Here is a 22,448-nt window from a genome sequence, read left to right on the forward strand (position 1 = left end):
CGTGTAAACTCAGCCCCGACCGCAAGCCGGACAATTGTCGGCGTCTACGCGAAGGGGTTCATGCTGATCAACCTTCGTTTTGGTGTCTGATTGCGCCTTTTTGGTGTTGCAGGCAGTGCCCAAACCGATGGTCGCGGTGATCAGCATAGCTTGGAGGAGGGTGGTGGAGATTTTCATCGTCAATTCTTTTTAAACATTCGGATGACTTTTTGGTGCGGGAAACCAACCGATTCCATAAAGATACTGAAGAAGAAAATTCCACGAACAGCGGCTTGCGGGGGTTCAGCCCATGCCGCATGCCGGGCAAGGGTCGCCGCCGTTGCGCGGACTTGGCGAAAAAAGGTCTTTGACCTTGTCAATGATGCTTTCGTTTTGGGCAGGCCCAGTTTGGGAATTTTCTTCCTCAACATTTTGAGGTTTGACTGTGCGGCAGCTTGTCGCGGTGACGCCCACTGTGGCAGCAATGAGCATGGCTTTCAAAAGGGTGGATGGAACTTTCATGGGTTTTCTTTTTAGTCGTGATGGTAGGTTGATGCGGGATTTTAGCAGATGGTTGGAATCGGTGCGAAATTCACAAGAGTGTTCGGCATGGGCCGTTTGCGTTCATGGATATCGGCCGAACTATTCCGCGACGGTGATCTCCAGCACATTCGAATCGGGCAAACCATTCATCGACGTTTTGCCCTTGAATTGAATGCGGTATGTGCCAGATTGACGAATGGGGTAGGCATCCAACAAGTTGAATTCGGCAACAATGGATCCTTGTGGCGCTACATGAACAAATGCAGAAGGTCTGGGCTTCCCGCGTTTGACCATCGCACCCGCATAAGGGATTTTGTTGCCTATGGCGTCGGTTACGTCCAAAAAATTGCCTTTGAAGCCCTCCAAGGGGGTCATGTAACGGCAAAACCGGGCTGCCTTTCCTTCGTTGTTGGTAACCGAGAAGGTAAGCGTGATGCTTTCGCCAATCGGAAAATGAACACCGTTGGAGGTGAGCTGGGTCTGCAATTCGGTTGCAGGGTTTTGGGCAGCAGCATCCATGTTGACCATCAAGGCAAAGAAAAGAAAAAGCAGCGGATGGAGGAAGGTGAAGCGCATAAATGGGGAAATTTGGGTTTTGGTAGCTACTAGAGCCGACTTCCCGACCACGCATGGATCAAAGATATTGAAAGTTGGGGTTTGGGACGAAGGCACAACAATTCCATCCTCTAGCAAAATTTACCAATCTCCCTTTATTTTCTGCCGATTACCAAAATCCAGTTGAATCAATTCAAGCGGGCACATTATTTTCGCAGCGTCTAAATCACTGTCACCTTCTATCTATCAATGGGATCATTCACCTCACCCGAAAAACAGCCGTTGCAGCGGAAGCCGGCAACACAAGAAACCCCAGCCCTCGGAAAATCTGCCCAGCCACCTGCCTTTCAATTGACTGCTGAAGCCGATTCGCAGAAGCCCGCCCAGTTGCAGGAGGCTACCGCAGCCAAGGATTCCACAGCCGAGGTTCAGCAAGAAGCCCCTCAATTGGCCGAAACCGCTGCTCCCGAACCTGAAAAGGAGCTTTCGGAAGCCGATCGCTTACGCGGTGCCGTTGCAGGTAAAGCTACGGAGTGGAACGGCAAAGAATTCATGACCCAACAAGAAATCGAAGATGTCAGGGTCAGTTCCGGCCTCAAGAACTACACCACTTGCTTGGAGTTTGCGGGCAAAATGATGCGCGACGCCGACAAGGAAGTTTACGGCAAGGACTATAAAATGGCGACGGCAACGTCGCAGATGTTTACCCAAACCAAGGCAGATTGGGAAAAGGCCGTTGGTGCGCGCATTCAAGCCGATGGCTTTGACAAGTCAGTGGCTTTGTTTGAAAAGGCAATTGTGAGGGTGGAGGCACAAAAGGCCACGGTTGTTGCGGAAATCACGAAACTCCGTGAGCCTCAAAAAGAAGGCGAAAAGGAGTTGGCCTACAAACAGCGTAATCTTCGCGCCGCAGCACTTGAAAAACATACCGTTCCAGCCCTTGATTCGGTCTTGCGATTGTTGACTTCGCAGCGTGACAAATGGAAGGCGAGGTCTGAAAAAAGTGATGCCAAGGCTGAGGAAATTGATGCCGGCAATTCTGCGATGATCAAGGCGGAGGATGGTATGAAAAATGGCCGACCCAAGTCCGGCGAATTTATCATCCTCGCGCAAGCCCCCGGTGGGGCGAAGTATGGTGTGAAAAAGGAAACGCAGGTACAGCTTGCAGGCGGCGCTTTCAAACATATTGCTGTCTTCATGGAAGTGCTCAAGCAAGACGACGGCAGCGGATTTGAGCTTTGGCGCACCATCGACGGTGGCGGCACCAATGGAAAAGAAACCTTGTTGCGTGTGCGCTTGGCCGACCGTATGATTTTCCCTGGACAAGAAGGCGCAAAAATGCCCGATGTTGGTTCCGCCTCCGGCTCACAACTCGCAGGATGGATGAACATGGATGAGATTGTGAACAAGCGCGACGCGAAATTGGCGGCTGGGAAGAAGTAAGTCACGTTCCGCATAAATGAAACCGCCCCACCATCTCTGGCAGGGCGGTTTTTATTTTTGAAAAGTCCCGCTTACCGCGACAGCTTCTTATACCGAATCCGGGTAGGCCCGGTATCGCCCAAGCGCTTCTTCTTGTCTTCCTCGTATTCCGAGAAGGAGCCTTCGTAGAAGAAAATCCTGGAATCGCCTTCGAAAGCAAGGATGTGCGTACAGACGCTGTCCAGGAACCACCTGTCGTGGGAAATGATCACGGCGCAGCCGGCAAAGTTGTCGATCGCTTCTTCCAATGCCCGCAACGTGTTCACGTCGAGGTCGTTGGTCGGTTCGTCCAAAAGCAGGACGTTGGCACCGGAACGGAGGATTCTGGCCAAGTGCAAGCGGTTGCGCTCCCCGCCGGAGAGCTGCTTGACCTTTTTGCTTTGGTCGGTGCCCGCAAAGTTGAAGCGGCTCACGTAGGCGCGGCCGTTCATTTCTTTGTTACCCAAAACGATGATGTCGTTGCCGCCGGTGATGGCATCGTAGACGCTCGCCTCCATGTCGAGGTCGTCATGCTCTTGGTCCACGTAGGCAAGCTTGACGGTTTCGCCGACTTCGAATGTCCCCGTGTCGGGTGTTTCCTTGCCGGTGATCATGCGGAAAAGCGTGGTTTTACCCGCACCATTCGGGCCGATCACCCCGACGATGGCGCCTTTTGGAATGATGAATTCCATGCCTTCGTAGAGCAATTTATCGCCGAATGCCTTGGAAACGCCATGGGCTTCAATGACTTTGTCTCCCAAGCGCGGACCGGAGGGGATGTAAATCTCCAGTTCCTGTTCGCGTTGGTTGCCGTCTTCGGAGACCAGTTTTTCGTAAGCCGTGACACGGGCCTTGCCTTTGGCGTGACGGGCTTTGGGCGCCATGCGAATCCACTCCAACTCGCGTTCGAGGGTTTTGCTGCGCTTGCTTTCCTGCTTTTGCTCTTGGTCGAGTTTCTTCTGCTTTTGTTCGAGCCAAGAGGTGTAATTGCCTTTCCAGGGTACACCATGGCCGCGGTCGAGTTCGAGGATCCATCCTGCGACATTGTCGAGGAAGTAACGGTCGTGGGTCACTGCGATGACGGTGCCCGCATAGTTCTGCAAATGTTGCTCGAGCCACTGTACCGACTCGGCGTCCAAGTGGTTGGTCGGTTCGTCGAGGAGCAGCACGTCGGGCTTCTGGATGAGCAGGCGGCAAAGGGCCACACGGCGTTTTTCACCACCGGAAAGTGTCGCGACGATTTGATCGGAGGGCGGGCAACGCAGCGCGTCCATGGCTACCTCGAGCGAACTGTCGAGGTTCCAAGCGTCGGCGGCTTCGATTTTGTCTTGAAGGGCAGCTTGGCGGTTGATGAGCTTGTCCATTGCCTCGGCGCTCATCTCCTCCATGAATTTCATGTTGATCTCTTCGTATTCCGTGAGCAGGGCGGCAGTTTCTGCGGCACCTTCACGCACGATTTCGATCACGGTTTTGGTCGGATCAAGGTCGGGATGCTGCTCGAGCATGCCGACGGAATACCCTGGCGAAAAGGCCAAATCGCCTTGGAAATCGGTGTCTACGCCGGCAATGATGCGCAGCAAGGTCGATTTTCCTTGGCCGTTCATACCAATCACACCGATTTTGGCGCCGAGGTAGAAGCCCAGGGAAATGTCCCGGATCACTTGCTTGTTGGGTGGGTAAACCTTGCTTACCCGCGACATGGAGAAAATTATCTGACGATCGCTCATGAATACCAAAAATTTGGTGCAAAGATAACTTCCTCGTCGAAGAATGAACAATTAATAATGTGCAAAGCGGCCGACGGATTTCAAAAGCGGGCAGCACAACTTCGGTCGATCATGGATGCAACCTTTGTCGGAGACTGTGCATCTTCTCCAACAGGAGCAGGATCATCGAACGGCAATGAGGCATTATTATTTCTTCATTGTTCATGATTCATTGCTAACTTTTGCCTCTGTTTCGCCTGCTAAGACGTTGTTGCAGTTTCACCGATATAAAAAGCCATTCTTACACGGCTCTTTGTTTGTCCTATTGCTGGGACTAAGCGGCATTTTGTTGGGGCAGAAGGTGCAATTTGGCGGGTCAGTCGTGGATTCCGTAACGCAGGAGGCCCTTCCTTTGGTCTCTGTTGTTTTGGACGGCACCACTTACGGCGTGAACACCAACCTCGAAGGAGCCTTTCTTTTTGTCGTTCCCAAGGGAAGGTACAAGGTATTGGTGAGGGCATCAGGCTACAAGCCGTTTTCGGATAGCATCACGATCGACGGTGACGTCACCGATTACAAAGTGCAGGTCAAACCGGTGAGCATGGCCCTGGACGAAATCGTGATTACCTCCAAGGCGGTGAATCCCGCCCACAGAGTGATCCGGAATGCGATTGCCAACCGCCGTTACAACCGATTCGACAAGATCGAAGCCTACGAATACGAAGCCTACAACAAGCTCGTGCTCACGATGGACAATGTCACCGACAAGTTTCTCAGCAGCAAACTTGTGCGCAACATCGGCAAGGAGGTGCAGGAAATCATGGGCGATTCAACGCATTCCGACAGTACCAAGTACAAAATCGCAGGATTTGTCTCGGAGAGCGTGAGCCGATTTTACTACAACCGGCCCGATCAGAAAAAGGAAGAAATTTTGGCGGTGCAGACCTCCGGCGTGAAAGGCTCGGAATACAATTTGTTGAATTCGATGTTGTTGCAGCTCGACATGTATGACAACAACGTCGTGATTGTGGACCGCACATTTCTGAGTCCGATAGCGGATGGGGCTTTTGTGGACTACGATTTTTTCATGTTGAGCGTTGAAAGTTACGGGCAAGACACACTGTACGGCATCCAAGTGCTACCCAAGCGCCCGTATGATCCGGTTTTCAAAGGCACGATTTACATCGACAACCACCGCTGGGCCATCAACCGGTTGGATTTGGTCCTGAATGAAAATCCGAACGTCAACTTTGTCGAAGACATCCGCATTCGGCAGGAATACGGGGAAGTGGATTCTTTTTGGGTGCCGACGTTGCTGGATATCGAGGTCGATTTTCAAAACAGCGTGATGAAGCGCAAGGGCGGCAAAGGGATCAGCATTATCGGCCGCAGCAGCTCACATATATATAACTACAAAATCAATCAGCCCAAGGATCCGAAGTTCTTTCAACAGGAAGTGATGGAGGTGATGCAAGGTGCTGAGAGCAAGGATTCCACGTATTGGGCCGAAGCCAGGAAGTCGCCTTTGGACAAAAGCGAGCAGCTGGGCTTTGCCTTGGTCGATTCGCTGCGCTCGAGAGGGGTTTTGGATTTTTACATTGAGGCGACAAGGCTGATCGGCTGGGGAACCTACAAGCGGAAGTACTGGGAGGTCGGCCCCTATTTTTATGTGATCGGCTTCAATCAGGCAGAAGGGATGCGTTCGCGTTGCGGGTTCTACACCCGTCCCGATTTCAGCAATTGGTTCTACTTTGGCGGCCATTTGGCGTATGGATTCGGAGACAAGCGCCTCAAATACCAAGTCGAAACCAAGTTCCGCCTCGTCCGCAAACCCAAGCTCGAGCTCGGGCTCAAGCGCACGTATGAAGTGGAGCAAGTCGGATTCGAAAATTTCCTCAACAACGGCACGAGTCTGTTGCAAAGCAGTTTGCGCAGGGTTCCGCTCACGCAGCTCAACTACTATGGCGAAAACCGTGTCGATGTTTACACCGACATCATGAAGGGACTTTCGGGTGATTTTTACTTCCGCACAAAATCCTTTGAGCCGGCAAGGACATTCGCCTTTGGTTTTGAGCGGCCCGATGGCGGGCTGGGGTCGGAGTATTCAATCGCAGAGGTCGGGGCTGATCTACGCCTGTCGTTCAAGGAAAAGTACATTACAGATTCCCGCGGAGACAGGAAATACGTTGGGACGAAATACCCGGTTTTTCAACTCAAGTACCGTCACGGCTTTGACGGTTTGCTGCAAGGTCAGTACAAATACGATGCTGCCGAAGTGCAAATGGGCAATTTCGTGCGAATGGGACGTTATGGATGGTTTCGCTACGACCTCCGGGCAGGACAAGTCTTCGGGACTTTGCCCTTTCCTTCGCTGCATGTTTTCAGGGGGAATATGTCTTGGGGCTATGACCGTTATGGCTTCAACCTGATGAATTACTACGAATTTGTAGCAGATCGTTATGTGACATTTGCGGGGGAGCAACATTTTGAAGGATTGATCTGGAACCAATTGCCTTTGCTACGCAAGCTCAAATGGAAGGAAGTTTTGACCTGTCGCTTGGCTTGGGGTTCCTTGACTCCGGCCAATCAGCAGCTTAACGATGCCCTGATTCCGCGCTTGGATGGCAGTTTCGAGCACCAACAAATCAAGGCCCCGACAAAAGTGCCCTATCTCGAGGCTGGGGCAGGACTTTATAATATTTTTAAGGTGCTGCGTGTCGATGCGATTTGGCGTTTGAACTATTTTGACCTTTCCTACAAGACTGACCCGGGGGTTCCCAAAGCAAATTGGGGCCGCTTCAACAATTTTGGGTTGCGCGCAGATTTCAGCATTACGTTCTGACAGTTAGCACAATCCGAAAATCCTGAATTTGCTCATCTTTTTCTTTGCGGTTGAGCATCAACCGACCAAAAAAATCCATTGTTGAATAAACTGTGGATAAATAATTTATTCCTATCTTGATGCCCTTTAGTGATAGCGGAAGCTTGGCTAGGAATCAAAACGCGCTCATTTGAAATTTTGTTGAACAAATGTTGCTGCTTCAGCGGGGTTCATCCTGTGGACTTGAAGGGCGACGATACGTTTTACGAAATTGAAAATGAAGGACTTTGAAGTTTCGAATCGAGCAAGATCGGAATAGAATGCTTAATCGTCTGAATTTTATGCGGGAAGTCTACGAACTCTCACCCTGTTCGGTATTCTACAATCCAGACCTTGTGCCAAAGCAAGGGAGTCGTGCATTGTCGGCACGCGTGAAGCCTTGGCTGTTGATGGTTTTGGTATGTTGTCTTGCCGGGTGGGCACAGGCCCAGGAAATTTGCAACAATGGAATTGATGACGACAACGACGGCTACGTCGACTGCTATGACATCGATTGCTCTGGGAATTTTGCATGTACATCACAGCTTTTTGGCGGCGCGGTGCCTGGCTGTCAGTACGTTCCGACGCCAGCTCCGTCATTTCAGATGAGCCTTTTGTGGGCTACCGACAGCATTGCCCAGCCATTGACCACGCGTCGCACCCCGATTATCGGCGACATCGATATCGACGGTGTGCCCGAAGTGATCACAGGGACCGCTGCGATTGCAAGCGGCACCTACGTTTACAATGGCGCAAACGGAATCCTTGAACGTACCATTGCTTCTTCGCCCTTTGCGCTCAGTTACGGTGCACATGCAATCGGCGACATTGACAACGACGGATTTGGCGAAATCCTCATGGTTTCCCAAAACAGCTCAGGCAGGCAATTGCTTTGTTATGAGCACAATGGAAACTTGAAGTGGACATCTTCGACACAGGTTGGCTTCGGCGTTGCTGATGAAACCTGGACGCCGCTGATCGCAGATTTTGAGGAAGACGGCTTGCCGGAAATCTACATGGGCAACCAGATTTTTAATGGTGCGACTGGAGCTTTGATCGTTTCAGGAACCGGATCTGCAAGCCGCGGCGCCAATGCTGGTTCACCCAATGAACCCTTTTCTGTCGCTGCAGACGTCTTGCCAACCGGATTTTGTGCCGACTGCGCTGGACTGGAATTGGTTGCTGGCAATACCGTGTATGCCATCAACCTTCTCGCCGGCACGATGGTAGCCCAAAACGTGCCCAATGCAGGCATGTTTGACGGAATGACATCTTTGGCAGATATGGACCGTGATGGTGATGTCGATGCCGTTGTCGTAGGTCAGAATGGTCTGACGCGTGGTGCCGTTTATATTTGGGATATTCAAACAGGTGTGGTAATCGCCTCACCTTTTCAAATCGACGGTGCTGCCAATGCATCGGGAATCACGAGCTCCGGCGGATTGGCCACCATCGCCGACCTCGACAACAACGGATTTCCGGAGGTTTTGGTCGGCGGGCGCAATGTGCTCGTAGCACTGAACTTCAACGTTGGGTTGAATAACTTTTCCGAACGCTGGTCCTTGGCCTCTATTGACAATTCGGGTCGTCTGGGTTGTACTGTTTTTGACTTCGAAGGTGACGGTACCAAGGAAGTTGTCTATCGTGATGATGCTGTGCTGCGCGTTTTGGCGGGTGCAAATGGCGCCGTCAGGTTCACGACGACCTGTCCTTCTTCCTCGCGGATGGAAACCCCGGTCGTCGTCGACGTCGACAACAACGGGCAGGCCAATATCGTTTGCCAATGCAACAACAGCGTCAAAGCCTATCAGCCATTGCTCAGTACTTGGGTGCCGGCACGTGGCATCTGGAACCAACGCAGCTATTTTGTGCTGAATGTGCGCGACAATCTCCGCATTCCGCGACAGCAGCAAGGGCAGGAACTGGGCTTTCCCGTCGGCGCTCCCGTCAACTATCCTTTTAATGTGTTCATGAGTCAGACCACGCGTCTGGCCAACAATGGCGCCATTGTCTACCCTGCCGCCAATGATCAAATCTCCATCCTGAATCCGGTGGCCGACATCAACCTCGGCCCCTGTCAAGACGGCATCAATGACTCCATCGGTCTGCGATTGACGGTTCGCAACACCGGAAATGCCCCGATTCCGATCGGCACGCCGATCTCCTTTTACAATGGAAATCCCTACGCGATCGGAGCGACATTCCTCAGGTCCTACAACATGTTGCAAGCTGTACCCATCGGGGGAAGCCTTACGCTGCCGTTTGTGTACGTCGATGATCAGGGAGGCACGATGAATCTGCATTTTCAGATCAACGACCTCGGAACCAATCCGATTCCGATGACCGCGCCGGCAAATGCCCACCTTGAATGCAACTACCTCAACAACATCGGCAACTTGCAAGTGACAAGCTGCGGCAATTTGCCCCCTGCGGTGGATACATTCGGCCTGCAAACGGATACGATTTTGTTTACCTCCTTTGAAGACACCCCGGCGCAGCTTTGTATTTCAGCGACCGATCCGCAGTCCGATGCCCACGATGTGACAGGCTTGATCGGAAGTATTGCCTTGGGTTCCGCCACCGGACTAAATGATGGCGATAGTTGTATCACCCTCACCCCATTGCCAAGCTCCACCGGCCAATCGACATTTTCGCTGATTATTTGCGACAATGGCAACGTTCCGCTTTGCGATACGGTGTTTGTGATTTGGACGCTTGCACCTTTGAATGACCGTCCCGTTGCACTGGATGATGCGATCACCACCAACGAAGACACCCCTGTCTCCATTCCGCTCTTGGGAAATGACTTTGACGCTGAAAACGATCCGCTTGCGGTGACCTTGATCGGCGGGCCTTTGCATGGAACGGCGGCCATGAACTTGAACAATTTGGATTATACGCCTGGCTTCAACTACGTCGGGTTTGATACCATCGTTTACAGGGTTTGTGACAATGCTTTGCCCGTCGGCTGCGACACGGCAACCATCATCATTACCATTCTCCCCATCAACGACAATCCGCTTGCTGTTGATGATTCGATCACGCTGCCCAACGATACGACGCAGGTCAATGTGCCGATCATTGTCAACGATAGCGATCCCGAATCAGGCGTGTTGTCGATCACCATCGGCTGCCCACCGGCCCATGGCACCGCCACGGTCAATACCAACACCCTCCAAATTGTGTATGTCCCCGATCCGACCTACATCGGCTTGGACTCGCTCTGTTACATTCTCTGCGATGACGGAAACCCTGTGCTTTGCGACACCGCTTATGTGTATTTCAACATCTTCAATGGCAATGAACCGCCGTTGGCAGTGGATGACATGGACACCACGCTCTTGCAAGACACCGTGTTGATCTCGATCATACCCAACGACAGCGATCCCAACGGCGATGCCTTTTCTACGACCGCATTGATTTGCGGACCGATGAATGGAACCGTCACCTTGGACACGCTGCTTGGTATCCTGACCTACGTGCCCAATGTCGGCTACCTTGGACCCGATTCGATTTGTTATGTCATTTGCGATGTTCCCGTCGGTGGCCCATCCTATTGCGACACCGCTGTGGTTTACATCCAGGTGAATACCAGCAATATCCCGCCGGATGCGATCACGGATACACTCACGGTTGCATTTACGCTCACCGGCACACGTGACCTCCTCGCCAATGACAGCGATGCCAATGCGCTTGACAGCTTGTTTGTCACGATCCTTTTGCAGCCTTCCAATGGCACCGCCTTGCTCAACAACGGTGTCATTACCTACACGCCCAATCCGACATTTTACGGACTCGATAGCCTCTGCTATCAGCTCTGTGACAACGGCATTCCGGTGATGTGTGACACGGCCTGTGCCTACTTCACGGTCCTTCCTCCGGTCGATATCATTGTCCCCAATGGATTTTCGCCGAATGGGGATGGGGCCAATGACTTCTTGGTCATCGATGCCGTGCAGTTGTATCCCGACAATACCTTTCAGGTATTCACGCGCTGGGGAACCACGGTGTTTGAGGCAAATGGCTATAACAATGAATGGGACGGCACTTACAAGGGGAACGCAGTACCCGATGGCACCTATTTTTACAGGCTCGATCCGGGGGATGGGTCTGACGTAATTACTGGTTTTGTATTGCTGTACAGATAATCAGGAGGACGAGAATCATGAAAATGCAGAATACAATTTCTCCAAGAAATTCCCGATTGAAGCGGGTTTGGATGCTCATTCTCCTTGCAATGACCTTGGCAGGTGCGCAACAAGGCGTGCAGGCGCAGCAGGATGCGCAATACTCGCAGTACATGTTCAATCAACTCGTGTACAACCCCGCCTATACGGGGAGCAGGGAGGCATTGAGCGCAACGGTGTTGCTGCGCCGCCAATGGCTGGGCTATGTCGGCGGCCCTGCAACCGGAAACATCAGTGTGCATGCACCGATTGCCAACGAACGCCATGGCGTCGGCTTCATGTTTGCCCAAGATCACTTGGGTGTCACAAGCACGAGCAACTTGGCGCTGTCCTATGCCTATCGCCTGCCGGTCGGGACCGGGTTTCTCAACCTTGGTTTGAATGCCGGCGTGATGCAATACAAAACCAAGTTTTCTGAAGTGCATCCAATGGATCCTGATCCCATCAAACCCAACGTTGACGTGTCCGCCTTGTTGCCGCGTGCAGGCGCAGGGGCATACTTCCATACGCCAAAGTTTTTTGCCGGATTTTCCGTGCCCAATCTTTTGGCAGGACGGTATTTTGGGACGAGCAATCCGACCGCGGGCCTGCTGGCTTCAAAGCAATCGATGCACTTTTTCACGATGGCAGGCGCGATTTTGCCGATGGGCAGCAATGTGAGCTTTCGTCCAAGTGCCGTGCTGAAAATGGTGCCGCATTCGCCGATGCAAGTCGACATCAACACCACGTTTTTCTTTGCGAAAGTGCTGGGAATTGGTGTCGGTTACCGCACCTCCGATGCCTTGGTGTTTATGTTGGAATACCAAAGCTTGCGCCGTTTCCGTGCAGGCTATGCCTTTGACATGACACTTTCGCCTTTGCGCAACACCAATTCTGGTTCGCATGAACTTATGATCGGGGTCGACCTCGGTTGGGGCAAAGCCAACTTCATGACTCCACGTTATTTCTGACCTTGAATCTCTGATATCCCATGAAAAAGTTTCTTAGCGTTGCCCTGATCTGCATATTGGCAGTCGCAACACAGACAGCACAAGCGCAATTGGGCCGCGCCAACAAAAGGTTTGACCGTCGGGAATACGCCAAAGCCATTCCGCTGTATCAACGCCACTTGGAAAAGGTGCCCATCAGCGAAGAAGGCATGGAAAAGCTTGCCCATAGCTATCGCCAAATCAATGACTCGCGCAACGCGGAATATTGGTACAACCGGTTGATCAAGGCTGGCAACAAGGATCCGCAAAACGTCTTCTACTTTGCTCAAATGCTCATTAACAATGAGAAATGGGAAGATGCGGCCCCCTTGCTCGAGAAATATCTGCAAGAACGCGATTGGGATGAAGTGGCTCAAAACATGCTCAAATCTGCCAAAAGCTACAAAGAGTATATGGCTGATTCCACGATGTACATCGTGAAGGGCACGAATATCAATACCGCCAAGGCGGAGTTCAGCCCCACGATTTACAGGAACTCCATTGTGTTTGCAAGTTCGCGGACCCCAGCCAAAAACATCTTCAATTGGACCGGAGACAACTTTTTGGACCTGTATCAAGCGCAGTATTTTGGCAAGGCTGAATTGGGCGAGCCCCAAATCCTGCCGGGATTGGCCAACAGTAAGTACCACGAAGGCGGTAGCACATTCAGCCCCGATGGCAACTTGATGTACTTTACCCGCAACAATTACAATCAAGGCAAGCTCACAAAAGGCGAAAATGGATTGGTAAGGCTCAAAACGTTCCAAGCCGAACTTGTGCGCAACAAATGGGACAACATCAAGGAAGTGCCTTTTAATGGTGAGGAATTCTCCGTTGGGCATCCAAGCTTGAGCCCTGACGGCAGCACCTTCTTTTTCGTTTCGGATATGACAGGTGGTGAGGGCGGCACGGATATTTGGATGGCAAAGAAGCAAGGTGAAACTTGGAGCAAGCCGGAAAACATGGGTCCACGCATCAATACCCCTGGCAATGACATGTTTCCTTGGGTGAGTCCGACAGGAGTGTTTTACTTTTCTTCGAATGGACATCCTGGTCTGGGCGGTCTCGACCTCTACCGCGTAACTTCAGTCGGCACCGAGTTTGAGAAGGTTCAAAACATGGGCTACCCGGTAAACAGTCCACGCGACGACTTTTCCTTGGTGATCGACGAAAAATCCGGTGTCGGATTTTTCAGCTCCAACCGCAAGGGTGGAAAAGGAGACGACGACATTTATTCTTTCATTCAGCGCCAGGTTTTGGAAGGCCATGTGGTGGATGCTTCAACGGGCAAATCCATCAACAATGCCAAGGTCGAAATCTATGGTGTAAAGGGTCTCCAAACGGTGATTCGCACTGACAGTGTAGGCCATTTCCGTTATGGTTTGGACAGAAACACTGACTATAAATTGGTCGGTTCTGGCGATCATTATTTGGAGACACAGCAGATTGTAAGCACAGTGAGCTTCGACCCAACTGTACCGGTCGAAACGTTGATCAAACTGGAAAAGGACAAGTCTGATCCCATCTACAATCTCAAAGGTAAGTTGGAAGCCGACAGCATCGTGAACCTCGAAGGCACCAAGGTGCGCATCATCGCCAAGGAAGTCGTGGTAATGGTGGACGAAAACGGAAACTTCGAATACCATCTTGCGCCAGAAACAGACTACGAAGTGCGTGTCGAGAAGGAAGGCTTCATGGACAAGGTCATGGACATCACCACCAAAGGCATGGCGCCCGGCGACCTCAATTTGAATGCGATGCTCATGAAGTTGATGCCGGATACCGCATTGTACCGCATCTTCTACGACTACGATGATGCCTTTGTACGTAGCGATGCCTACAAGGAGTTGGACAAAGTGCTTGAATTCATGAAGCGCAATCCGACAGCAAAGATCAGGCTTGTTTCCCATGCCGACCCGCGCGGTTCGGAATCCTACAACGAGCAATTGTCACGTAAGCGTACCAACAGTGCTTTCACCTATTTGATGCGCCATGGTATTGCACAAAATCGTTTGGAGCAGGTTTGGTTGGGCGAACGCAGTCCGAAAAACAAGTGCCGCGATGGAATGGATTGCACAGAGGAAGAATACCAAGAGAATCGCCAAACCGAAATTCAATTCGGAGGAAAGATTCGTGACCGTGAAATGCCAAAGTTGGAAGTTGTCCCAATGGATCCCAACAGCGATTCCGGCACGAGCAAGGCAGACTTGAAAATGCAGGCCGAGCCTTCTGGCAAGGAGAAAATCAAGGCGGGTGCTCCTGCAGATCCGAAGGATAGCATCAAGGAAGGTACTGAGGTGGTCGAACCAACCAAAGAATCCGCTCCAGCTGAGCAGCCCAAAGAGGAAGCCAAAACCGAAGCTCCAGCCACCACGCCTGCTGAGCAGCCCAAAGAGGAGGCTAAAACGGCAGCACCAGCCTCGACGCCGGCTGAACAGCCCAAGGAAGAAGCGAAAACTGCGGCACCTGCCTCCACTCCTGCGGAACAGCCCAAAGAGGAAGCCAAAACCGCAGCACCAGCCTCGACGCCTGCTGAGCAGCCCAAAGAGGAAGCCAAAACTGTAGCACCTGTCGAAAAGGAAATGGTCGAGGAGCTTCGGAAGCCCGAAAACCTCATTCAGGACTTTGATGCACCGGCCGACAGTGCCAAGGGTGGCAATGCAGTACCGGTGACTCCGGGATCTGGCACAGCTGCCGATGGCAAGCCAAAATAGTTCTTCCGGGAAAATGATTCCCAAAACAAGAGCCACACGGAGATTCGCCGCTGTGGCTCTTGTTTTTCAAAAACGATCCCTACCCAATTCGGCTGAGGATACCCAGTCGGACGCGGTGATTGGATTTTGTCGGTCCGTCTTTCGGCAAGCTCCCCGGCCAAGGGATAATTTTCTTTGACAATTCCCCATGCAAGCCCTATTTTTCGAAAAAGAAAGCGTTACAATATGGCAGAGCAAGACACTTTGAACAGTTTCATACAAGGAATTCCAAAGGCGGAATTGCACGTTCATATCGAGGGCACTTTTGAACCCGAATTGATGTTTGCCATCGCCCAGCGCAATCAGGTTCCGATCCGGTTTGCCTCGGTGGAGGAGGTGAAGCAGGCCTACAACTTCAGCAACCTTCAAGACTTTTTGGACATTTACTATGAGGGCGCCAAGGTCTTGCTGCACGAGCAGGATTTTTACGACCTGACTTTTACCTATTTGGAGAAGTTGCATGCCCAAAACGTCGTGCATGCCGAGATCTTTTTTGATCCGCAGACGCATACCGATCGTGGTGTTTCCTTTGGTACCGTGATCGACGGAATTTGGCGGGCTTGCCGTGATGCCGAATCCAAATGGGGTCTCTCCACCAGCCTGATCATGTGCTTTTTGCGGCATTTGGATGAGGCCAGCGCTTTTCAGACCCTGGAGCAAGCGTTGCCTTATCGGGACCGCATCATCGGCGTTGGCCTCGATTCTTCCGAACTTGGGCATCCACCGTCCAAGTTTCAACGGGTTTTCGCGCGCGCTGCCGAGGAGGGGCTTCTACTCGTTGCACATGCAGGCGAAGAGGGTCCGGCCGCGTATATATGGGAGGCATTGAATCTACTGAACATTTCCCGCCTAGACCATGGAAACCGTTGTCTTGACGATGAAAAGCTCGTTGATGAACTCGTGCGCAGGCAAATGGCCTTGACGGTTTGTCCTTTGAGCAACCTGAAACTTTGTGTGGTCAAGGACTTGAAAGACCATTCCCTCAAGACCATGCTCGACCGCGGATTGTTGGTGACCGTCAATTCGGATGACCCAGCCTATTTTGGCGGCGGAGTCAATGACAATTACGCCCATACAGCTGCTGCCATCGGCCTCAGCAAGCAAGACATTTATGAACTTGCCCGCAACTCGTTTATCGGCTCGTTTTTGCCCGAAGACCAGAAGCAGCAGCACCTCATCAACATTGACACTTATTATCAAGGAATTTAACACCACATCATGGCCGAAGCACCCCGTACATCTTGGACATATTTGAAGGGCCCTTGGCATTCATTCGAATTGCGGATTTCAAAGGAAGGCGTCGAATTGAAGGAATATTGGGATCCGGGCAAAAACCCGAATGTGAGCCAATGCACGCTCGCTGCCTTTCTCGCAGGGTCCTTGCACGACGAGATCAATGCCAACATGAATGCAGGCGTGTTGGGGGAAGCCCTGGAAAGTGCGCGCAAGATCGCTTGAGCCGACTTTGCGTGAATCAGGGCCAGGTTCATCGAGGGAAGTTTTAGCGCAAAGCCAAACGCCGAGCAGTGGGTAGCTGATCGGTGAAATGCCAACCTTCAACGTATTTTGAAGTACAATGAATGCCTATCTCGCCCCCATTTTAGTAGAAGCCCGGTTGCTCCCCGACAGATTTCAGGAGTCCTTCGGCAATTTGAATGAAGTCCAGCTGAATTGGAAGCCCGATCCTGAAACGTGGAGCATTGGCGAATGCATCGACCACCTCATCACGACCAACCGCAGTTACTTTGCGCAGTTGGAGGCGATTACGCGCGGGGACAAACATGTCTCGTTTTGGGAGAAGCTGCCCATCCTCCATGGATTTTGGGGACGGATGCTGATCAAGGCAACCGCGGAGAAAGTAACCAAAAAGGCGAAGGTCCCTGCAGCCTTTCGTCCTACCCGAAGCCACTTTTCAGTAACCATTCTTTCGGAATTTGGGGTACAGCACCGGTATTTGCTGGACCTCGTAGAAAAGTTGCAGCACATGGATCATCATTCGCTCATCATTTCATCGCCAGCAGCAAGCTTTGTCACCTACAGCCTGCAAGATGGCTTGACAATCATTTTCCAGCATGAAAGGCGGCATTATCGACAAGCATTGGCATTGTTGACCAGACCCGATTTCCCCAAAAACACCTGACATGGATCAACCTACATTCGCGGAAAAGGTGATTCGGTTCAATCGGGAGTTGGACTTCACTGGAAGCCTGCCCGCTGGTTTTGCGATGATGAATCCATTTCGGGAGAATCCGGTTGCTTTGGCCTGTTCAGAAACGTTCTACCGACAGTATTACAATGACCATCGGCCGAGGCGCTTGATCTTGGGGATCAATCCAGGCAGATTTGGAGCGGGGGTCACAGGGATTCCCTTCACGGACCCCAAACGTCTCATTGATGTCTGTAAGATTCCCTTCGTTGGCAAGCTGGAGCACGAGCCCTCCTCTGTCTATGTTTATGAAGTCATCGCTGCCTATGGCGGAGCAGCCGCATTTTACAGTGATGTCTATATTAATTCGGTTTGTCCACTTGGGTTCACTACCCAAAGCGCAAAAGGTAAAGTAGTTAATGTGAATTACTACGATGACAAGTCACTGACAGAGGCTGTTTTACCTTTTATTCTGGAAAGTATTCAAAAGCAGCTCGATATCGGGGTTGACAAGGATTGTTGTTTCTGCTTCGGAACGGGCAAGAACTACAAATTCTTGCAGCAGATCAACCAAGCGCACGGTTTTTTTGGAAAGATCGTTCCAATGGAACACCCGCGGTTTATCATGCAATACAAAGCCAAATCCAAGCAGCGGTATATTGACGAATACCTGAATTTACTTCGCCATCCGAACGTTTGAAGTCGCGTCTGTGCCTAAGCCTAAAGTTGCTGCACCATTTCTTGGGTCAGCACTTTGAGTTTGATCAGCGCATCTTGTGAGGCGTTTTGTTCGGCAACCTTTTTCTTTTTGCCGACGCCAGTCCCGATGACTTTCTCACCAATCTTGACATCTATTTTGAAAAATTTGTCATTGCCTTCGCCTTTTTCAGCTACGAGCTCGTAGGTGAGGTTTTCCAATTTCTCCTTTTGCACGTGTTCGAGCAACATGGATTTGAAATTGTAAATGGTGTCTTCCATTTCACCCAGGTCCACATGGTCGTGCAAAATCTTGCCAATGATGAACTTCTTGGTTTTGATATACCCCAAGTCCATGTAGACGGCACCGATAAAAGCCTCCAATGCGTCACCAAACATGCTTTTGTTGACTTGGCCTTTGCGGGTTTTGTTGAATTGGATCAGCGAATCGAGTTTGATCTTCTTGCAAATCTCATTCAACGATCCCCGGTTGACGATCTTGGCGCGCATTTCGGTGAGGAAACCCTCATCCTGAGTCGGATAGAGCTTGAACAAGTATTCCGAGACAACGGCGTCCAATACGGTATCACCCAGGAACTCCAGCCGTTCATTGCATTCTTGATGGCTGAACTTGCGGGTAGTCACAAGGGACGAATGGCGCAATGCAAGGTGATACAGGAATGGATCATTGGGCGTAAATCCAGTAATCATACGGACTTGACCAACAAACCCTTTTTCCTTGGAAAAATAACGATTGTAAAGCGTTCTGAACAAAAGACCTCCTTCCAGTCAGCAATCCCAACGAGGTGGAAATAGTCGCAACGCACATCGCCAAAGTGGCATGTACGGGTTCTGATTTACCTCAAGGGGAGAACAGTAAATATTCCTTACTGAACGATTAGTCCAGTTTACGGAACACCACCGAGGCATTGTGCCCACCGAAACCGAAGGTGTTGCTAATGGCAACACGCACATCGCGTTTCACGGCAGTGTGGAATGTGTAATTGAGGTCGCATTCCGGATCATCCGTAAAGTGGTTGATCGTCGGGGGAACGACCCCGTGATAAATGGACAGGACGGAGGCAATGGCCTCGATGGCTCCAGCAGCGCCGAGGAGGTGGCCGGTCATCGATTTGGTAGAACTTATATTCAGCTTGTGAGCGTGATCGCCAAAAAGCCTTTTGATGGCTTTGGTTTCAGCGATGTCTCCTAGCGGAGTAGAAGTGCCGTGAACATTGACATAATCGACTTCGGAAGGCAAGATGCCAGCTTGGTCGAGGCATTGCTTCATCACGCCATGTGCGCCGTCTCCATCGGGATGGGGCGCAGTGATATGATAGGCGTCGGCTGTCATGCCTACGCCACACAATTCACCGTAAATGCGCGCTCCCCTTGCCTTGGCATGCTCGTATTCTTCGAGCACCAAAACACCTGCACCTTCACCCAAGACAAATCCATCGCGGTCCACATCAAAGGGACGGCTGGCAGTCGAGGGGTCATCATTGCGGGTCGAGAGCGCCTTCATGGCGTTAAATCCGCCAATACCAGCTTCCACAACCGCTGCTTCGGCGCCTCCTGCAAGCATGAGATCCGCAATTCCATTGCGAATGAGCATGAAGGCGTCGGCGATACAGTTGCTGGACGTGGCACAGGCGGAAACCGTGCTGTAATTGGGACCTCTTAGACCGTACTTGATCGACACGTGGCCCGAAGCGATGTCGATGATCATTTTAGGGATAAAGAACGGATTGAAGCGCGGGGTGCCATCTCCTTTGTAGAAGTCCCGGACTTCTTCTTGGAAGGTAAGCAGGCCACCAATGCCAGATCCTAGGATCACACCAAACTTGGTCGGATCGTAGTCGCCCGGCTGCAGACCGGAGTCGGCCATCGCTTCGTCTGAAGTGACAACAGCATAATGACAGAAAGGATCCATTTTTCTGGCTTCCTTTCTGTCAATAAATGCACCGATATCGAAGTTCTTGACCTCACAGGCAAATTGCGTCTTGAATTTGCTCGCATCAAATCGAGTGATGGGAGCAGCTCCACTTACACCATTCATCAAACCCTGCCAATATTCCTTGGCGGTGTTCCCGATGGGGGTAAGCGCACCCAAACCTGTGACGACGACCCTTCGCTTCGACATGTATTACTTGCTGTTCGCTTCGAGATAAGTAATTGCGTCGCCGACAGTCATGATCTTTTCGGCGGCTTCATCAGGAATGCTGATGTTGAATTCTTTTTCAAACTCCATGATCAACTCGACAGTGTCAAGCGAGTCGGCACCGAGGTCATTGGCGAAGCTGGCTTCACGGGTTACTTCCGCCTCCTCGACACCCAACTTGTCAACGATGATAGAGGTTACTTTTTTTGCGATTTCGGACATCTTGGTAATGCTTTTAGTTCCTACTGTGCTTTTATTGAGACCCACCAATGTAGTGAGTCCCCTTGAAACTGCCGCAAATATAATATTTTTCTTTTTCCAACAAGCAATTGCGATTTCCCTTCACATCAGATCTGCCAAGCCAACCAAGAGCTAATTGTCATTTTAACACTAACTCCCTCCGCCGGACGATTTTGTTGCTGAAAACTTCCTATCTTCGCTCACCTAAAGCAAAGGATGTGGCAAAGAAGAATGTACTCGATTTTGGAAACGACCACTCGGCCACAGTGATCGGAATCGCCTCCAATGATAAAATTTGGAAGCTTTGCTGGAAACTTAACCAGGTTTTGTCGATCAACCTCGCAACAGCCGAGGACGATGTGACCCGTGTCAAAGGCCCGATTTTGTACACGGATTTCGAATCTGATCCAGATTTTGAATTCACATTCTTTGAAAACAACCTCAAACCCACACAAGGAACCAAGCTTTCCAGGCAATTCCGCTATTGGCTGGTAATCGGCAGTAAAAAGGATGATGAGCTTCATTCACAGCGGTTTTTGCAATTAATCGGCACCATTGACATTGTTTCTCTGGCGCACGATCTCACAGAAGAAAAAGACATAAAAAAATTACTCCCGTGAATTTTACGAAATACAACCGCACCAAGGTCGTCTGCACGATCGGACCGGCTTCCAATACAGAGGATATGCTCAGGAAGATGATTCATGCGGGCATGGATGTCGCTCGTTTGAACTTTTCACACGGCACCCATGAAGAGCATGCGCAGGTCATTGCGATGATTCGCAAATTAAGCGAGGAACTTGCAGTGCCTGTCACGATTTTGCAAGACTTGCAAGGTCCCAAAATCAGGGTAGGAAAGCTGGATAAGCCTTATCCCGTCAAGCCGGGTGACCGCGTATTCCTTTCTACGTCCATTGAGGAGCAAGACGGAAATGTGTTGCCGATGCAGTATGAGACATTTGCCAAGGACGTGAAAGTGGGTGACCTCATTCTCGCGGACGATGGCAAGGTCGCGCTCACCGTCATTTCGACGAATGGCACTGACAAAGTGGAGCTGGAAGTCACGCATGGCGAAGCCATCGGCAGCAAAAAAGGGGTGAATTTGCCTTATACCTCGATTTCGATGTCAGCACTTTCTGACAAGGATGCCAAGGACCTTGAATTCGGAATCAAGCAAAATGTGGACTGGGTGGCACTTTCCTTTGTGCGTACGGCACAGGAAGTACGTGACTTGAAGCGCCGAATCAAGGAGTCTGGCAGCGACATCAAGGTGATGAGCAAAATCGAAAAGCCGGAGGCGCTCAAAAACATCGATGAGATTATTGCCGAAAGCGATGGCGTCATGGTAGCGCGTGGCGACCTTGGCGTTGAAATTCCGCTGGAGCAGGTTCCAATGTGGCAAAAGCGCATCGTACGCAAATGCAACGTCATGGGTAGGCCCGTGATCGTAGCCACGCAGATGATGGAAAGTATGATTGACAACCGTCGCCCAACCCGAGCGGAGGCCAATGACGTTGCCAATGCTGTCACCGACGGTGCAGATGCGGTCATGCTTTCCGGTGAAACCGCTGCCGGCAAGTACCCCATCGAGACCATCGAAAGCATGGAAAAAATCATCGAGATCGTCGAAAGCAGCATGGACGAAATCTACTTCCGCAACATGGAAGCCGACACTGCTTCACCGACCTTCATTCATGATTGTACCATTGTACATGGTTGCGGATTGGCGCAACAAACTGGCGCCACTGCATTGGTCGGCATGACGGCATCCGGCTATACAGCCTATCAGCTTTCCAAATGCCGTCCCAAAAGCAGCATTTACATCTTCACCCACAACCGCCGGATGATCAATCAACTCAACTTGGTCTGGGGCGTGCGGGTATTTTATTACGACAACGACGAAGGTACCGACAAGACAATTGACGATACCACCGATATTCTGAAACTGAAGCGTTTGGTCAAACGCGACGATATCGTGGTGCACTTTGCCTCCATGCCATTGCGCCATAGACTGCGTACCAATGCCATCAAAATTGCGGTCGTGGACTAGTTTGGATGGTTCCGGGCAGATAAATGAAGGCGGAATTTCCACGGGAGTTCCGCCTTCATTGTTTTGTGATTTCCCGATTAGCATCATTACCAAAGAAAACGGGCATCCGAACCGAAGTCCCGATGCCCGTTTGGATGGAATAA

The 22,448-nt window shown here is 51.2% G+C and carries 18 protein-coding genes; 11 read left to right on the plus strand and 7 right to left on the minus strand.

The window, feature by feature from the left end; translation table 11 throughout:
• Positions 1-9: 9 nt before the first annotated feature.
• The 3 genes from IPN95_00780 to IPN95_00790 all read right to left on the minus strand — a co-directional run bounded on the left by IPN95_00780 (position 10) and on the right by IPN95_00790 (position 1,098).
• Positions 10-177, minus strand: coding sequence for a hypothetical protein (locus IPN95_00780; protein MBK9447955.1), 168 nt, complete (start codon positions 175-177; stop codon positions 10-12).
• 105 nt (positions 178-282) lie between these two features.
• Positions 283-501: a hypothetical protein gene (locus IPN95_00785; protein MBK9447956.1), complete on the minus strand. Its 219-nt coding sequence runs from the start codon at positions 499-501 to the stop codon at positions 283-285.
• A 120-nt stretch (positions 502-621) separates the two neighbouring features.
• A complete protein-coding gene (locus IPN95_00790; protein ID MBK9447957.1) occupies positions 622-1,098 on the minus strand; it encodes a hypothetical protein in 477 nt (158 codons plus the stop codon).
• A gap of 228 nt (positions 1,099-1,326) precedes the next feature.
• Between IPN95_00790 and IPN95_00795 the strand changes: the two genes are divergently transcribed.
• Complete coding sequence (locus IPN95_00795) at positions 1,327-2,520, plus strand: hypothetical protein (protein ID MBK9447958.1); 1,194 nt, start codon at positions 1,327-1,329, stop codon at positions 2,518-2,520.
• Between the two features lie 71 nt (positions 2,521-2,591).
• On the opposite strand, the gene ettA is transcribed toward IPN95_00795, so the two are convergent.
• Positions 2,592-4,265, minus strand: coding sequence for an energy-dependent translational throttle protein EttA (gene ettA / locus IPN95_00800; protein MBK9447959.1), 1,674 nt, complete (start codon positions 4,263-4,265; stop codon positions 2,592-2,594).
• A gap of 292 nt (positions 4,266-4,557) precedes the next feature.
• Between ettA and IPN95_00805 the strand changes: the two genes are divergently transcribed.
• From IPN95_00805 to IPN95_00840, 8 genes are all read left to right on the plus strand, one after another.
• Positions 4,558-7,086, plus strand: a complete 2,529-nt coding sequence (locus tag IPN95_00805) for a carboxypeptidase-like regulatory domain-containing protein (GenBank protein MBK9447960.1) — start codon at positions 4,558-4,560, stop codon at positions 7,084-7,086.
• A gap of 299 nt (positions 7,087-7,385) precedes the next feature.
• Entirely contained in the window at positions 7,386-11,252 is a 3,867-nt protein-coding gene (locus IPN95_00810; protein MBK9447961.1) for a tandem-95 repeat protein, read from the plus strand.
• A 71-nt stretch (positions 11,253-11,323) separates the two neighbouring features.
• Positions 11,324-12,241, plus strand: a complete 918-nt coding sequence (locus IPN95_00815; protein ID MBK9447962.1) for a type IX secretion system membrane protein PorP/SprF — start codon at positions 11,324-11,326, stop codon at positions 12,239-12,241.
• Between the two features lie 20 nt (positions 12,242-12,261).
• Positions 12,262-14,973, plus strand: a complete 2,712-nt coding sequence (locus tag IPN95_00820) for a PD40 domain-containing protein (GenBank protein MBK9447963.1) — start codon at positions 12,262-12,264, stop codon at positions 14,971-14,973.
• Positions 14,974-15,198: 225 nt separating this feature from the next.
• Positions 15,199-16,221: an adenosine deaminase gene (locus IPN95_00825; GenBank protein MBK9447964.1), complete on the plus strand. Its 1,023-nt coding sequence runs from the start codon at positions 15,199-15,201 to the stop codon at positions 16,219-16,221.
• Positions 16,222-16,230: 9 nt separating this feature from the next.
• Positions 16,231-16,470, plus strand: coding sequence for a hypothetical protein (locus tag IPN95_00830; protein ID MBK9447965.1), 240 nt, complete (start codon positions 16,231-16,233; stop codon positions 16,468-16,470).
• A 118-nt stretch (positions 16,471-16,588) separates the two neighbouring features.
• Positions 16,589-17,152 carry a DinB family protein gene (locus IPN95_00835; protein MBK9447966.1) on the plus strand — a complete coding sequence of 188 codons (564 nt, stop codon included), beginning with the start codon at positions 16,589-16,591 and terminating at the stop codon, positions 17,150-17,152.
• A 1-nt stretch (position 17,153) separates the two neighbouring features.
• Positions 17,154-17,858, plus strand: coding sequence for an SMUG2 DNA glycosylase family protein (locus IPN95_00840; GenBank protein ID MBK9447967.1), 705 nt, complete (start codon positions 17,154-17,156; stop codon positions 17,856-17,858).
• Between the two features lie 20 nt (positions 17,859-17,878).
• Here the strand turns inward: IPN95_00840 and rnc are convergent, their stop codons facing one another.
• The 3 genes from rnc to IPN95_00855 form a co-directional block, all read right to left on the minus strand.
• The gene (gene rnc / locus IPN95_00845) at positions 17,879-18,565 is read right to left on the minus strand and encodes a ribonuclease III (protein ID MBK9447968.1); all 687 of its coding nucleotides are present in this window, start codon (positions 18,563-18,565) and stop codon (positions 17,879-17,881) included.
• A gap of 187 nt (positions 18,566-18,752) precedes the next feature.
• The gene (fabF, locus tag IPN95_00850; GenBank protein MBK9447969.1) at positions 18,753-19,997 is read right to left on the minus strand and encodes a beta-ketoacyl-ACP synthase II; all 1,245 of its coding nucleotides are present in this window, start codon (positions 19,995-19,997) and stop codon (positions 18,753-18,755) included.
• A gap of 3 nt (positions 19,998-20,000) precedes the next feature.
• A complete protein-coding gene (locus IPN95_00855; GenBank protein MBK9447970.1) occupies positions 20,001-20,237 on the minus strand; it encodes an acyl carrier protein in 237 nt (78 codons plus the stop codon).
• Positions 20,238-20,428: 191 nt separating this feature from the next.
• On the opposite strand from IPN95_00855, the gene IPN95_00860 reads away from it, so the two are divergent.
• Together IPN95_00860 and pyk are read left to right on the plus strand one after the other, a co-directional pair.
• Positions 20,429-20,875, plus strand: coding sequence for a hypothetical protein (locus tag IPN95_00860; protein MBK9447971.1), 447 nt, complete (start codon positions 20,429-20,431; stop codon positions 20,873-20,875).
• Positions 20,872-22,305 (plus strand): pyruvate kinase, encoded by a 1,434-nt coding sequence (gene pyk / locus IPN95_00865; GenBank protein MBK9447972.1) that lies wholly within the window; start codon positions 20,872-20,874, stop codon positions 22,303-22,305. Before IPN95_00860 ends, pyk begins: the two co-directional genes overlap by 4 nt.
• The last annotated feature ends 143 nt before the right edge of the window (positions 22,306-22,448 follow it).

It is taken from the genome of Bacteroidota bacterium, from assembly GCA_016718825.1.
Lineage (GTDB): Bacteria > Bacteroidota > Bacteroidia > J057 > JADKCL01 > JADKCL01.

Coding starts and splice junctions, on each gene's coding strand:
- IPN95_00780 (MBK9447955.1), bottom strand. CDS start 177: ATGAAAATCTCCACCACCCTCCTCCAAGCTATGCTGATCACCGCGACC.
- IPN95_00785 (MBK9447956.1), bottom strand. CDS start 501: ATGAAAGTTCCATCCACCCTTTTGAAAGCCATGCTCATTGCTGCCACA.
- IPN95_00790 (MBK9447957.1), bottom strand. CDS start 1,098: ATGCGCTTCACCTTCCTCCATCCGCTGCTTTTTCTTTTCTTTGCCTTG.
- IPN95_00795 (MBK9447958.1), top strand. CDS start 1,327: ATGGGATCATTCACCTCACCCGAAAAACAGCCGTTGCAGCGGAAGCCG.
- ettA (MBK9447959.1), bottom strand. CDS start 4,265: ATGAGCGATCGTCAGATAATTTTCTCCATGTCGCGGGTAAGCAAGGTT.
- IPN95_00810 (MBK9447961.1), top strand. CDS start 7,386: ATGCTTAATCGTCTGAATTTTATGCGGGAAGTCTACGAACTCTCACCC.
- IPN95_00815 (MBK9447962.1), top strand. CDS start 11,324: ATGCTCATTCTCCTTGCAATGACCTTGGCAGGTGCGCAACAAGGCGTG.
- IPN95_00820 (MBK9447963.1), top strand. CDS start 12,262: ATGAAAAAGTTTCTTAGCGTTGCCCTGATCTGCATATTGGCAGTCGCA.
- IPN95_00825 (MBK9447964.1), top strand. CDS start 15,199: ATGGCAGAGCAAGACACTTTGAACAGTTTCATACAAGGAATTCCAAAG.
- IPN95_00830 (MBK9447965.1), top strand. CDS start 16,231: ATGGCCGAAGCACCCCGTACATCTTGGACATATTTGAAGGGCCCTTGG.
- IPN95_00835 (MBK9447966.1), top strand. CDS start 16,589: ATGAATGCCTATCTCGCCCCCATTTTAGTAGAAGCCCGGTTGCTCCCC.
- IPN95_00840 (MBK9447967.1), top strand. CDS start 17,154: ATGGATCAACCTACATTCGCGGAAAAGGTGATTCGGTTCAATCGGGAG.
- rnc (MBK9447968.1), bottom strand. CDS start 18,565: ATGATTACTGGATTTACGCCCAATGATCCATTCCTGTATCACCTTGCA.
- fabF (MBK9447969.1), bottom strand. CDS start 19,997: ATGTCGAAGCGAAGGGTCGTCGTCACAGGTTTGGGTGCGCTTACCCCC.
- IPN95_00855 (MBK9447970.1), bottom strand. CDS start 20,237: ATGTCCGAAATCGCAAAAAAAGTAACCTCTATCATCGTTGACAAGTTG.